Genomic DNA, 12,955 nt, shown 5'->3' on the forward strand with positions numbered 1-12,955 from the left:
CATCACGCTTTGTAGGTTTTTAGAAACTGTTACCTTTGTGCTCCCTGCTGCAAACGGTGGGGCATTTCTTGCGCTGGTGGCGAAATTGGTAGACGCACTGTCTTCAGGTGGCAGCGCCTTCGGGTGTGGGAGTTCGAGTCTCCCCCAGCGCACAACAAAAAAGCCGATCTCTTAAGAGGTCGGCTTTTTTGTTATAAGGAATTTCAGTTTTTTGCGGCCTATATTCTAATGCGGAAGCAGCTGATTCACATTGACATGGGCCACGTAGCCTTCTAAAGCAGAAGTATCTGTAACCGCTGTGATTTTCTCCGTTTTATGGTATGTTTTGGAGGAATATACCTCCACTAAAAAATGCCTGGTCCAGTAAAGCCGCACCGTTTGTTCCTGTTCTGTTCTAAGCATCAGAAACCTACCGTGCGTCAAGAGAAAATCTGCACGACCGGCCAAATCTGAGCATAGAAAGTGAACAAGGGGTATCATGCCATACATACGCACTGCCCATTCTTACTGGATGTTGAAGCGCTTGTTTTCTTATTTCACAGAAGCCTTCTGCCAGTTAGCCCGTATATAATTTCTAGTAAAACCATGCCGTTTTTGTGTCAACCTAACCCCGATACATGCCACATCCACAATCTAAAAGAGACCATTGGGCCAGAAGAATAGGGGCGTTATTTGCCACGCTTACCCTAGAGGTGCTGTTGCTCTGGTTGGTGTTTGTGGGGTCTGCGCTGTTGTTTTTCTGGATGGCCACCAAGGTCTTTGTGGAACAGGAGAAAGCCTTGGACCAGGCCGCCTTTGCGTTTGTAGGAGATTTTACCACGCCTGAGCTCACAGACGCCATGTATTTTGTGACGTTCTTCGGGTCAAAGTATTTCTTGATCTTCGGGTCCTTGGGACTGGCGCTCTTCTTCCTTGTTTTTAAGAAATGGCGGTTCTATGCCATTAAAATCATTGCCATTGCCGCCACTACCACGCTGTTCAACCAAACCATGAAATGGCTTTTTGGTAGACCCCGGCCAGAAACGGCCTTTCTAGAGCAAGGCGGCAATAGCTTCCCGAGCGGGCATGCCATGATTGGCGGGGCTTTTTGGGGCCTGCTGCTGTACCTGATTTGGACCAACGTGAAACATACAGGCTTACGGTGGTTTTTGAGCGGCCTGTTTCTGCTCTGGATTCTTTTGATTGGCTTTAGCCGGGTGTACTTGAACGTGCACTATGCGTCAGACGTGTTAGCTGGCTGGGGCGCAGGGTTCTTCTGGCTGGTCATTGCCATTGCCCTGTTAAAAAAGCTGCAGAAACGCATGGGCCGCAAAATTGAAGAGGAAGTAAGCGACGAAGATATTTCAGAGGAGACCTTTCAAAGGGAGTAAATCAAGCAAGGCTCGTAGCTTGTAGAAAGTCGTTTTTGGGTTGTTTTCCAGGGAATAGGCCAAAAACGGCTTTTTACTTGAAAGACACACTCTCATGCCTTTGTTAAAGCCTATTCTTTAAAAGCTTTTGGTACAAGCCCAGGTTTTCTGCGTCAAAGACCACAAAGGAGACTTCTAGTGGAAAGGCGTGGTTTTCTAAGTACTCCTGCACCGTCTCTACCGCAACTTTGGCGGCCTGGTCTTTGGGATAACCATAAATGCCCGTGCTAATGTTGGGGAACGCGATGGACTTGACATCATGCTTGGCCGCTAACAAGAGAGAATTACGGTAGCAGTTGGCCAGGAGGATTGGTTCGTTTTTGTGGCCTCCGTTCCAGACGGGGCCCACGGTGTGAATGACATACCTGGCAGGCAGGTGACCAGCGGTGGTAATGACGGCCTCGCCGGTTTTACAGCCACCTTGTTTGGCGACAATCTTTCGGCAGTCTTCTAAAATGGCCGGCCCGCCTGCTCTATGAATGGCCCCGTCAACGCCGCCGCCGCCCAGTAGACTGGTATTGGCCGCGTTCACAATGGCCTCTGTATGAACCTTGGTGATGTCGCCTTGGACAAGGTGGATGCGGTGGCTGTTTGGCATGGCGTTTTTGGGTTGTTTTCTGGAAAATAGGCTAAAAACGATTCTCTACCGATCACTCATTCTACAGTTCTTTCAATGCCATCTAATAGATAGCTAGCACTTCACTTTTACGCGCAAGGCTTTTAAACCGCTCACGCCTTGCAGGTCTTCAATCTCCAGTTGTTCTACGTCGTCGGTTAGAATGTTTTTGTTCTGGAGGTATTCAATGTACTCCAGGTATTCATTGGCTTCGCGGGCCTGGGAGTAGACAATGGCAATCTTGCCGGGCTGCGTGAGGCGTTCATCTGTGGTGCGCACCAAGGCCTTGTCCACACGCTTTTTGACAATCTCATAGCGGATGTTGTAGGCGCCGTCCACGTCAAATTTGCGTTCATCCTGCCTAAACCTGATGGCCAGGGGTTGGCTGTGCATCAAGATTAGCTGCGTGGTTTCTAGCGGGACTTCCAGTTGCGGTTTGAGGGCGGCGGTGAGGCGCGTCACTTCGCACATGACCATGAGTTGCCACAGGCGCAGGTTGCGCAGGAACATGATGTCAAAAGGCTGTTTTTCCTCCAGAGAAGAGCCCACGTAGATGTTGAATTCCACCCCGTCCGTCTTGAACTTCTCAAAATAATGCGGGTACATTTCCTGGGCCTTCAGTTCTTCCTGCTCAATGTAGTTAGAGATGGTCTCATTGATAAGGGTGAGGCTTTCTTCAAAAGCTTTGCGGCGTTTGTACAAGATGCCCAGCTGCGGGTCCATGGCGTTGCGGTAGTTCTGGATGTAGGGCACCAGGTCCTCGTGCGTGGCCTCTAAGAAGGTAAACATGGGCTCTACCTGCGTGCGCAGCATCTCAAAAATCAAGATACCATCCTGGAGCAGAACGCCTTTCTTTAACTGTCGCAAATGCTTGGACACGGAGAAACGCAACTCGTCCAGAATGGGCAGGGTGTGCACCTCAATGGCTTTCTTTAAGATGCGCTCTGCCAGATGCAGGTGCTCGGCTAAATCGCCTTGAATGGCGGTGTTTCTTTCTGTGCTGGAACTACGCACGTCTGCCACGGCGTACAGCGGGTACACGTCTTTAAACACAATCGGCTCCATTTCGGCGGGGCCATTGAGTTGATTGGCTTTGTTGAGCATGTTCAAGGCCGCTTCTCTAAAACGCCACTCCAGCACTGGATGGATGGCCGTGAACTTCTCCCGGATGACCGCCTGCACCCGTGATTCTACCTCCTCAGAATTTCTATTGACCGCCACCGCAAACAAAGGCAGGAACTGGTCCATTTTGGCCAGGGAAAAGTTGTCCAAGTCCCCAGGGTTAGGCGAACCCAATTCCAGGATGCCAATGGGCTCATCACCGTAGCGCAAAAGGGCTAGGATGATGTTTTTGATGCCCATGCCCAGCATTTCTTCGCGCACGCCGTCTGGCAGCAGCTGGGTCACAGATACGTCTTTGATGACCAACGGCTTGCCGTCCCGCACCAGGTTGTCATAGATAGACTTAAAGCCAGCGTAGCTGCTGCTGTCTGGGTCGCTCTGCAACAAGAAACTGTGGTTGATCTTATTCCCGAAGTTCACAAACGTACTCCGGTTCTTGTGAAAAGCGGCCACACCCAGTTGTAAGTGCGGACGTTTAAAGAAGATGCGCACCTTTTCCTGTAACTGCTCAAAGCGGTCTGGAGCCAGCATTACATCACGCTCTAGCAAATCATTCTTAAGCGAAGACAAAACCTCCTGTACGGTTACGTCTACCAAATGCAAAGTGTAGAAACCGCTAATCTCAAACAGCTCTGGCGGCAAGGCCTGCATCCAGAGGTCCATGTCCCGAATGTTGTCCAGCATGAACTGAATGTCTGACTCGGCTAGTTCTGGGAGCTCATGCCTGGCGGTTATCTCCAGAAACTGGGTGTTAATCTCCACATTGAAGTGGCGGTACAAGCCCAATTGGTAGTCTGGAACAGTGTAAATCAAGAACTCCTCATGGGGCACCTGCACGCCGTAAAACTTCTCCAGCACCAAAAAATAGACCATGCGCACGCGGTTGAACAACATGCGATTCTCATCAATGTTGAGCGGGCGTTTTAGGTGGTTTTGGTCCGTGAGGATAATCTGCTTAAACAGGTCTGTATGGTAAAAGCTGGCATCATACAAAGGGCCCACGGTACCAATAGCCTCTACCTCTTGCGTGGCCGGCGGAAAGATGGCCGTCATCAATAAATCAATGAGACACTGGTGCTTCTCCAGAATGCTTAAATCTGTGATGGGCTGCAGGAGTTCTGGTGCGGCTTTGAGTTGCCGCTTAATTTCATCGGCGCAAAGAGAAAAGCTGCTTCGGCAGCCAGTTTGCTCATTTTGCCAGTAAGTAATTATAGGTATCAGGCTGAAATGCGCCTTAAAGGGAAACGTAGAAACGCTTATCTGGTGTTCTTGGGAGTGCATACACGGCTTTAAACGGAAATTCTACAAGTATGTCCGAAAAAAGCACCATTTACTTTCCGCATTTTCAGAGATGTTTTTCAAGGGAAGCCGGTCTTAGAAAAAGAAGGCTTTGGTGCCGCCTTTTATCAGATAGGCTTGGTAGGGAGACTGATTAATATTAGCTGGTGTAAAAGTTTTCTAATTATTGCGATTAAAATTAAGTTGAATTAACTTATTTAGTTATCCTTAAAAAGGATGAAATATGCTAAACAGTTGAATTTTAATTATGTTTTAATCTGGTTAATGAAACGAGTTAATAGCGGAAATAAACTCTAGTTTATAAAAAAAACAGCCCACTAAAAGTGAGCTGTTTTTTCTGCTAATGTAAATCTGTCAAGATTACATGGTTGGTAAAACTACAGCATCAATTACATGGGTAACGCCATTGCTAGAGATAACATCTGCAATAGAAACTGTGGCTCCGTTGATCATGACCATGTTGCCCTTGCGGGTAACAGTTAAGGTTTCTCCATTCACAGTTTTTAGTTTCTGTCCGTTTTTCAGGTCTTTGGCCTGCAATCTGCCTGGTACTACGTGATAGGTCAACACGGCTGTCAACTTGGCTTTGTTTTCAGGGAGTAAAAGCGACTCTACCGTGCCAGCTGGCAGTTTCTCAAAGGCAGCGTTGGTAGGAGCAAACACCGTGAAAGGACCTGGGCCCATCAAGGTTTCTACCAAACCAGCGGCTTTAACAGCGGCTACCAGGGTAGTATGATCGCTGGAGCCAAGAGCGTTGGCCACAATATTTTTAGAAGGCACCATCATGGCGCCACCCACTAGCACACCTTCTTTCTTCTCCATACCCGTGGTTTTGTCCATCTTGGTTTTAGAAGTAGTTTGGGCAGAGGCATCAAAGGTGAAGAAAGCAGTTCCGGCTAAGGCAAATAATACAATAGACTTTTTCATAATGATTAGGATGGCTTTTATGTGTGTAATGCCTCACTTACGAAGCTCCCTATATCACCGGATTTTGGAATTGAAAAAATATTTTATTCAGTACTTAATTGCTTTAGAATTGTATGATGTATTTAAACCGAATTAAAGCTTTGTATTAGACGGAAAAATAAAAATTGTATAGATATAAAAGTGGAAAGGCTTGCGCAGATGCTATACGTTTCCTTGGGAGTAAATATGTCATGAGGGTTTGTGAACCAAGTGAATGGTTTGACTCAAAGGTGCACAACAAGCTGTCCAAAGCTTCCTGACTAAGGCAACGGCATACCGAAATTAACCGATTTTGGCCTGGTTTCCAGAAAATAGCCCGAAAACGGTTTTACTCCATCTTGGCTCTGGAGGAGAGGATGGCTACCGTGATGCCCATCAAGGCAATGATGGCAAACGAGATGCGCAGACTACTGAAACCAGCCACCACGCCAATCAAAGGCGGACCCACCAGGAAACCGGCAAACCCGATGGTGGTCACCGCCGCCAACGCCGTGCTAGGCGACATGGTCTTGGAGCGGCCGGCCTCTCCGTACACCAGCGGTACCACGGCACTTACGCCCATACCAACTAGTAGAAACCCGATGATGGCCGTTACCAGATAAGGAAAAATAACCGCTATCGCTAAGCCAATTGCCGTCAAGGAACCGCTCAGTACTAATACTTTCGGGAGGCCTAGCTTGGTGGTGAGCCAGTCGGCTATGAAGCGGGTGAGGGCCATGGTGCTCATGAAAGCCGTGTAGCCCGCAGCCACCCAAGCCTTTTCGGCGCCCACTACTTTCTGGAAGTAGATGCCACTCCAGTCAAACATGGCCCCTTCGCAGATGAGGGAGCAGAAGGCAATCATGCCCAGCACTATCAGAGACTTATCAGGCATCACAAACAAAGGCTGCTTCTCAGTAGGAGTATCATCCTGAGGCAGAATGTACCTGAAGCTCACCGCCACGCCTAGAACCGTCAAGGCCAGAATGAGCAGGAAGTGGTGGAAAGGAATAATGTTGGCCCCAATCATCAACGTACCAATGGCCGCACCCGTGAAGCCCGCCAAACTCCACAAGCCATGAAAAGACGCCATGATAGACTTTTTGTACATGTTCTCCACGCCCACGGCCTGCGTGTTCACGGCAATGTTGGACATGTTGCTTCCAAACCCGAAGAAGAACAGCGCCACCACCAATTGCCAGGTATTCTGGGCCAGCCCAATGGACACCAGCACCAGGCTGTAAAACAAAAGGCCTACGGTCACCGCGTTCCGGCTGCCCACCTTAGGAATCAACCAACCCGTGAACGGCAAGGACAGCATCAAGCCCACCGGCAAGGAGAACAGCACCATGCCCAGCTCAGCCTCAGAGAGGTGCAGTTTGGCCTGTATGCTGGGAATACGGGAGCCCCAACTGGCAAAGCACAGGCCCAGCAGAAAGAACAGGAAACCCACGGCCACGCGGTAAGTTCGGCGCGAATAAGGAAGAGATGGGGAAAACGTCATACACGGTAAGCTCAGAAAGTACAAAAGTAGGCTAAACGGCTGGGAAATCGATTTCGTTTTTGGCCTGCTTTCTGGAAACCAAGTCAAAACCAATGGCACTATCCTAATAGAAACTAGCGTGGATTTTGCTGGAGGCGCATCTGTCCAGGCTTTTTGTGCGTTGGGATAAAAGAAAGAAAATGTTCTCTTTTTAATTTCGCATCTTTAACCAGTCGAGCTGAATCTTCTTCAAAAAACAAGGGATTCAGCGAATAGTATCACCTTTTATCATTCCCCATGGATCAAAATCAAAGCGCCAACAACCTCGGTAACACTGTCAAAAACACCATTCTCATACTTTTAGGTATCGTCTCCGCGGCCTTCGGTCTGAAGGGCTTCTTGCTGTCCAGTCATTTCATTGACGGCGGGGTAACGGGTATCTCTATGTTACTTTCGGCGGCGTTTGGGTTGCCTCTGGCTATTTTGATTCTGGTCATCAACCTACCATTTATTGTGCTGGGGTATAAGCAGATGGGCATGCGCTTCACCTTGAAAAGCGCGGCGGCCATTGCCGGTCTTTCCCTGGCCTTGGTGGTAGTGGAGTTCCCAGACGTGACGCATGACAAGTTGCTGACGGCGGTGTTTGGGGGCGTATTTATTGGCTCGGGCATTGGCCTGGCCATGCGCGGCGGCGCAGTGCTGGACGGCACAGAGATTGCCGCCCTGATCGTGAGTAAGAACTATCCCTTGAAAGTGAGTGACTTCATTCTACTCCTCAACATTCTCATCTTCCTGTCTGCCATGTTGGTGCTGGGCACCGAAACCGCACTTTATTCCATTCTCACCTACTTTGCCGCCTCTAAGATGATTGAGTTCTTTATACAAGGGATTGAGCAATACACCGGCGTGACCATTGTTTCTGAGCACAGCGAGAAGATACGCCAGGCCGTCACAGAGAACCTGGGCCGCGGCGTGACCATTTACCAGGGCAAGCGCGGGTTTGGCAAGCGAGGTACCTCTAACGTAGACATTGATATTGTCTTCACGGTGGTGACCCGCTTTGAGCTGCCAGACCTGAAGAAGGAAGTAAAACAGATTGACCCCAACGCATTCCTATTCCAGCACAGCATTGATGACACAGAAGGCGGCATGGTCAAGCGCCGGCCTCTGCATTAATCACTTGAGTTGATGGATAAAACAGAAAAGCCTGCCCTACTACATGAAGGGCAGGCTTTTCTGTTTATAGGCTGTTTTCTGGAAAACAGGCCAAAAACGAGATTCTGATAGATTCTGGGGACAGGAAGAGGCCGAAGAAAAGGCTGGAATCAACCTTTGTCTTCGGCCTCTTTATATGGTCGTGCTTAAGCGTAGTGAGACTTACTTCTTCTCAGTGCCTTTGATGATGTTGAGTAATTGCATCTCAATGGTAGGGTAGGCCACTTCTACAATTCGGCCAAGTTCCTTACCGTCTTTGTAGACAATGAAAGTGGGCACGGCGCTGATGTTGAGCTGTTTTTCTTCGCCGGTCCAGGTGCTTTTGTCCTCGCGTAGGCTCACCATTTCCAATTTAGTGAGTGGCACGCGGCCCATGTCCAAGACTTTGAAGAACCTAGGCACATCACGCTGGCTGTCTATGCACCAGCTCCCCATATAGGCCTTGAAGGTCACCGTCTCCAGCAAAGGCGTCAGCTCTTCCATGATTTTGGCATTGGGCGTGTACCGCTGATACCCCGGGTGGAACCAAGCGCTGTGTGGGGCCTGGTCAAAGGCGACGCGCGTGGTAGGGCCAATCAAGATGGTTTCTCCCGTGGGAGATTTCTCTTCGCGGTTCTCATTGGGGTTGATGCCCGTAGGAGCCGGAGATGCGCTGGTGCTTTGTTTGGTGCCGGCGCAGCTTCCTAAGGCCAAAACCGTTGCAAAAAGAAGAAGTGACTTTTTCATATGCGCTTCAATTACGTTTAGACACCCGCAAGCTGTTGCTTAATTCTTAGATAGACTCTAGTGGTCTTGGCTCGTCCAGGTCCACAAATTCGCCTTCCCAACGGGCAATGACGGCGGTGGCCAGACAGTTGCCAATCACGTTCACAGAGGTGCGAGCCATGTCCATGAGTTCATCAATACCTAAAATGATAAAGATTGGTTCTACCGGAAGGTTAAAAGAAGCAGCCGTTCCCAGCAAAATCACCAGAGAGGCTCTTGGCACGCCGGCCACGCCTTTACTGGTCAGCATGAGGGTAAACACCATCAAAAGCTGCTGCTCCCAGGTCAAGTCAATGCCCGCGGCCTGCGCCACGAAGATAGAAGCCAATGACAAGTACAAAGTGGTTCCGTCCAGGTTGAAGCTATACCCCATAGGCATCACAAATGCTACCACTTTACGCGGTACGCCAATGGATTCCATGGCCTCCATGGCGCGCGGCAAAGCGGCCTCAGAGCTGGTGGTGGCAAAGGCAATAGACACCGGCTCGGCGATGGCCTTGGCAAACATCTTGATAGGAATCCTGAAGAACAAGGCCACCGGCAACAGCACCAATACCAGGAACGCAATGAGGGCCACATACAACGTGGCTAACAGTTTAAACAGGTTGATCAAGATCCCGAAGCCCATGTGGCCCACCGTGTAGGCAATGGCCGCCCCCACGGCTATAGGCGCGAAGTACATGATGATGTTGGTGAACTTGAACATGGTCTCAGCCAAGCTCTCGGTTACTTCTAGCAACGGCCGGCGCTTGCGCTCATTCAGCATGGCCAGGCCAATCCCGAACAACACGCTGAACACCACAATCTGCAACACTTGGCCTTCAGCGATGGACTTGGCAATGTTCTCCGGGAAGATGTGCAGGATAATGTCTTGCCAGGTCTGCGGCTCTGGTGCTTTGATCTCGTCACTGGTGGCCCCTTTCAAGACAATGCCTTCACCGGCCTTGCTGATGTTGATAGCCGCCAGACCAATGAACAAGGCAATGGTGGTCACCACCTCAAAGTAGATAAGCGCCTTTCCGCCCATCTTGCCCACTTGCTTTAGGTTGGAGTGACCGGCAATGCCCACCACCAACGTGGCAAATACCAGCGGCGCGATGATGGTTTTCACCATCTTTAAGAAGATTTTGCTGAACACGTTCAGGTTCTGCGCGAAGTCTGGGAAACTGTAGCCAATCTCGGCGCCAATGACCATGCTCACCAGAATCCAGGTGGTCAATGATTTTTTACGGTACGCAAATAGAACCAGCACAAGGATGCCAATCCAACGGGCAGTAGCCAGCACCAAGTCTGGAATAGCCACCAAGGCGTGGTTGTGCATGACAGTCAGGACAGCAGAGATGGTAAGCACCACAAACGCCACCAGCGCAAGAGTAGAATTTTTCATAAGATAATCTGCGGTCACACCCAGAAGAAGGTGTTTGGCAATGGGTTAGATGATTGGAAGTAGGCCATGATAAGGATGAAGCCCACCAAAGCGAAGCCAAATATAATTTAAAACTATGGTTTCCTAAAGGGGCAGGCCAGCGATAGTTTCCCTCTTTTTTCTGGCTTTTGATGCATTTTTGCTCTAAACTTAAAATCTCATCCACTACCCCCATATGTTGAACTGGCAAATAGAGACCCTTGACCTGGCGCTAAAGTTTACCTGGAAAATCTCCAGAAACGCCTCAGACATGAAAACCAACCTGCTGGTGACGGTGGGCAATGAGCGCGTCCAGGGCAGGGGAGAGGCCGCGCCCAACATCCGCTACGGCGAGACGCCTGCCCTCTTACTGGAGCAGTTTGCAAACCTGCAAAAGAACGGCTTATCAAACGTAGAGACTGTAGAAGAACTGCAGTTTTTGACGCAGCGCGAAGCCGTGATGCCTGCACTGCGTTTTGCCCTGGAGTCTGCCTTGGTGCATTACCTGTGCAGGAAAACGAACAAGTCCGTGCCTGAATTTCTGGGGGTGCCGGCGGTGGCTTCTACGCCTACCGCGTTCACGTTCCCCATCATGGACCCGGGCAAGATTGCGGCCTTTGCGCAAGAGCACCAACTCAAGCGCTTTCAATACCTAAAAGTAAAGGTGAACGAGGAGTCTGGCTTGGACATGATGGGGCAGGTTTTCAAAGCCACGGCCCAGCCCTTGATTGTAGACGCCAATGAGGCCTGGCAGGACCCAGACGCGCTCATCCGGTTTATGGAAGGCCTCAAGAAATACCCCATCCTCATGATAGAGCAGCCCATGCCCGCCGCCTTGGATGAAGAATACCTGTATTTAAAGCCTTACTCGCCCTATGACCTGTTCGCAGATGAGTCTGTCACCGACCACGCCGACTGGGATCTGTTGAAACGCCAGTTCCATGGCGTGAACATGAAGTTGATGAAGGCCGGTGGTTATTTGATAGGATTGGAGATTCTGCAAAAGACGCGGTCTTTGGGCCTGAAAACTATGATTGGCTGTATGATGGAAACCTCCATGGGCATCTGGTCGGGCATTCAACTGGCGCACGGCGTAGATTATCTGGACCTGGACGGCATGCTGGTGGTCAAAGACGAACCGTTTGGGTATGTACAGGAAAAAGACGGAATACTAACTCCCATAAAGCAACCGTAGCTTCGTTTTTGGTCTATTTTCATAGAAATAGGTCAAAAACAATATTAATGAATAATGACCAATGAGGAATAGTGAATATTCCTCATTGGTCATTATTCATTAATCATTCAAATTATTGTTTCTTGCCTTCGGCTTGGGTAAGCTGTTGCTTGATTTTTGCCAGGTCAGCGTCCAGTTTCTGAAGTTCCTTGGATTTGGTTTTGTTTTGGGCGGCGCTTTCTAATAGGGTGTTTTTCTGCTCCAGTAATTCGCGCTTGCGCTGTAGTAACTCCAGGCGGGTTTGTAGTTGCTGGGCTTGTTGCAACTCGTTGCGCAGGGCCGCGGTGTCACCAGTCACTACGGTGCTTTCATTGATAATCACGGGCGTCTTAGAGAAAACCCCTATTATATCCACGCGGTCACCTTCGGTCATTTGTATTTCTTGGCCGGCACGGTTTACATAGACACCATCTGGCGTCACGGTAGACCCATTTGGGAATCTCTTGGTTTCTGTGAGTGGGGTGCTCTGCTGGTTGTTCACTTCCACCATTTTACCGTTGCGCATGATCACGCCTTGTTTAAAAGGTGTAACACTGGGCGTAACGGTTTTTCCGCTTTTAGAAGTTGAGATAGACGCTTGCTGGGCTTGGCTTTGATGGCCTGCCAGGCAGCAAAGCACCAGAAGGATGGCTAAAAAGAAAGGACGTGTCATGTCTGTGGTTGATTATTTGTCGTTTTTAAGCTGTTTTCTGAGAATTAGGCCAAAAGCAGAAATCAATGCTCTGTCTTGGGTTTGGCATTTCGTTCTTTAAAGTACTGTATAATTCCTGGCAAGATAGACAAGCCAATGATAATTGGAATAGCGTAGTGAAGGTAATCTTTTAATTGCGGAAACTGTCTGCCCAAATAATAGCTGGCTACCACCAAAGAACCAACCCACAGGGCCGTACCCAAAGCACTTACGGCCATAAAGCGAGGGAACTCCATGCCCGTGGCCCCGGCCAGCAAAGGGTTAAAGGTGCGCACCACCGGTACAAACTTGCCCAAGATCACGGCAGACTTGCCCTTCTCCTTGTAGAACTTCTCTGCCTTGTCTAAGTGCCGGCGCTTGTAGTACCACGTGTCTTCTTTCTGGTAAAGCTTCTTGCCCAGTTTCCGGCCGATGGTAAAGCCTAGGATGTCTCCGGCAATGCCCGCAGCGGTCATGCTCACCAGCAAGACGCCCAAAGGAATGGTCAACACATCGGCGCCCGCCAACAGGCCGGTGGCCAGCAATAAGGAATCTCCCCCCGGAATCACCAAGCCAATGAGCAGGCCCGTCTCTACAAACATCACTACTAGAATGAGGGCCAGCCCGCCGTACCTGATCATGTTTTCTGGGCTAGAGAAAATGTCTGAGAAAGATGCCAAAAGAATCAAAAGTGCCATACTACCGGGAGTGAACTGTCTGACACCCATACGCACAGACGGCCGTGTGTGTTAACAACCGTGGCTTCAAAGGCCTAAAATGCGAGGTTGGCAA

The 12,955-nt window shown here is 49.7% G+C and carries 12 protein-coding genes and 1 tRNA gene; 4 read left to right on the forward strand and 9 right to left on the reverse strand.

Annotated features, from left to right (window positions below):
- Positions 1-70 precede the first annotated feature (70 nt).
- A tRNA-Leu gene (locus TH61_RS10810) sits at positions 71-152 on the forward strand.
- 73 nt (positions 153-225) lie between these two features.
- Here TH61_RS10810 and TH61_RS10815 read toward each other — a convergent pair.
- Entirely contained in the window at positions 226-480 is a 255-nt protein-coding gene (locus tag TH61_RS10815; protein WP_157600681.1) for a hypothetical protein, read from the reverse strand.
- Positions 481-617: 137 nt separating this feature from the next.
- Here TH61_RS10815 and TH61_RS10820 point away from each other — a divergent pair, with 137 nt between their 5' ends.
- Entirely contained in the window at positions 618-1,370 is a 753-nt protein-coding gene (locus TH61_RS10820) for a phosphatase PAP2 family protein (protein ID WP_066509050.1), read from the forward strand.
- 103 nt (positions 1,371-1,473) lie between these two features.
- Here TH61_RS10820 and TH61_RS10825 read toward each other — a convergent pair whose 3' ends face one another.
- From TH61_RS10825 to TH61_RS10840, 4 genes are all read right to left on the reverse strand, one after another.
- Positions 1,474-2,007, reverse strand: a complete 534-nt coding sequence (locus TH61_RS10825) for an O-acetyl-ADP-ribose deacetylase (RefSeq protein ID WP_066509051.1) — start codon at positions 2,005-2,007, stop codon at positions 1,474-1,476.
- A 93-nt stretch (positions 2,008-2,100) separates the two neighbouring features.
- Complete coding sequence (locus TH61_RS10830) at positions 2,101-4,428, reverse strand: hypothetical protein (protein WP_066509056.1); 2,328 nt, start codon at positions 4,426-4,428, stop codon at positions 2,101-2,103.
- Between the two features lie 378 nt (positions 4,429-4,806).
- Positions 4,807-5,373, reverse strand: coding sequence for a fasciclin domain-containing protein (locus TH61_RS10835; RefSeq protein WP_066509057.1), 567 nt, complete (start codon positions 5,371-5,373; stop codon positions 4,807-4,809).
- A gap of 367 nt (positions 5,374-5,740) precedes the next feature.
- Complete coding sequence (locus tag TH61_RS10840) at positions 5,741-6,994, reverse strand: MFS transporter (RefSeq protein ID WP_369796884.1); 1,254 nt, start codon at positions 6,992-6,994, stop codon at positions 5,741-5,743.
- A 177-nt stretch (positions 6,995-7,171) separates the two neighbouring features.
- On the opposite strand from TH61_RS10840, the gene TH61_RS10845 reads away from it, so the two are divergent.
- Positions 7,172-8,050 (forward strand): YitT family protein, encoded by an 879-nt coding sequence (locus TH61_RS10845; protein WP_066509061.1) that lies wholly within the window; start codon positions 7,172-7,174, stop codon positions 8,048-8,050.
- 201 nt (positions 8,051-8,251) lie between these two features.
- Here the strand turns inward: TH61_RS10845 and TH61_RS10850 are convergent, their stop codons facing one another.
- Positions 8,252-8,815 (reverse strand): thioredoxin family protein, encoded by a 564-nt coding sequence (locus tag TH61_RS10850; protein WP_157600682.1) that lies wholly within the window; start codon positions 8,813-8,815, stop codon positions 8,252-8,254.
- A gap of 46 nt (positions 8,816-8,861) precedes the next feature.
- On the reverse strand, positions 8,862-10,241 hold the full coding sequence (locus TH61_RS10855) for a dicarboxylate/amino acid:cation symporter (RefSeq protein WP_066509064.1): 1,380 nt from the start codon (positions 10,239-10,241) through the stop codon (positions 8,862-8,864).
- A gap of 214 nt (positions 10,242-10,455) precedes the next feature.
- Here TH61_RS10855 and TH61_RS10860 point away from each other — a divergent pair, with 214 nt between their 5' ends.
- The gene (locus TH61_RS10860) at positions 10,456-11,454 is read left to right on the forward strand and encodes a dipeptide epimerase (RefSeq protein ID WP_066509066.1); all 999 of its coding nucleotides are present in this window, start codon (positions 10,456-10,458) and stop codon (positions 11,452-11,454) included.
- Between the two features lie 112 nt (positions 11,455-11,566).
- Here the strand turns inward: TH61_RS10860 and TH61_RS10865 are convergent, their stop codons facing one another.
- Both TH61_RS10865 and TH61_RS10870 read right to left on the reverse strand, forming a co-directional pair.
- The gene (locus TH61_RS10865) at positions 11,567-12,145 is read right to left on the reverse strand and encodes a DUF6799 domain-containing protein (protein WP_066509068.1); all 579 of its coding nucleotides are present in this window, start codon (positions 12,143-12,145) and stop codon (positions 11,567-11,569) included.
- Positions 12,146-12,207: 62 nt separating this feature from the next.
- Positions 12,208-12,861, reverse strand: coding sequence for a DedA family protein (locus tag TH61_RS10870; protein ID WP_066509070.1), 654 nt, complete (start codon positions 12,859-12,861; stop codon positions 12,208-12,210).
- Positions 12,862-12,955: the final 94 nt, after the last annotated feature.

The organism is Rufibacter sp. DG15C (assembly GCF_001577755.1).
Classification (GTDB): domain Bacteria; phylum Bacteroidota; class Bacteroidia; order Cytophagales; family Hymenobacteraceae; genus Nibribacter.

Excerpts from the sequence above, each read along its gene's own strand:
- TH61_RS10815 (WP_157600681.1), bottom strand. The coding sequence starts at position 480 with ATGATACCCCTTGTTCACTTTCTATGCTCAGATTTGGCCGGTCGTGCA.
- TH61_RS10820 (WP_066509050.1), top strand. The coding sequence starts at position 618 with ATGCCACATCCACAATCTAAAAGAGACCATTGGGCCAGAAGAATAGGG.
- TH61_RS10825 (WP_066509051.1), bottom strand. The coding sequence starts at position 2,007 with ATGCCAAACAGCCACCGCATCCACCTTGTCCAAGGCGACATCACCAAG.
- TH61_RS10830 (WP_066509056.1), bottom strand. The coding sequence starts at position 4,428 with ATGCACTCCCAAGAACACCAGATAAGCGTTTCTACGTTTCCCTTTAAG.
- TH61_RS10835 (WP_066509057.1), bottom strand. The coding sequence starts at position 5,373 with ATGAAAAAGTCTATTGTATTATTTGCCTTAGCCGGAACTGCTTTCTTC.
- TH61_RS10845 (WP_066509061.1), top strand. The coding sequence starts at position 7,172 with ATGGATCAAAATCAAAGCGCCAACAACCTCGGTAACACTGTCAAAAAC.
- TH61_RS10850 (WP_157600682.1), bottom strand. The coding sequence starts at position 8,815 with ATGAAAAAGTCACTTCTTCTTTTTGCAACGGTTTTGGCCTTAGGAAGC.
- TH61_RS10855 (WP_066509064.1), bottom strand. The coding sequence starts at position 10,241 with ATGAAAAATTCTACTCTTGCGCTGGTGGCGTTTGTGGTGCTTACCATC.
- TH61_RS10860 (WP_066509066.1), top strand. The coding sequence starts at position 10,456 with ATGTTGAACTGGCAAATAGAGACCCTTGACCTGGCGCTAAAGTTTACC.
- TH61_RS10865 (WP_066509068.1), bottom strand. The coding sequence starts at position 12,145 with ATGACACGTCCTTTCTTTTTAGCCATCCTTCTGGTGCTTTGCTGCCTG.
- TH61_RS10870 (WP_066509070.1), bottom strand. The coding sequence starts at position 12,861 with ATGGCACTTTTGATTCTTTTGGCATCTTTCTCAGACATTTTCTCTAGC.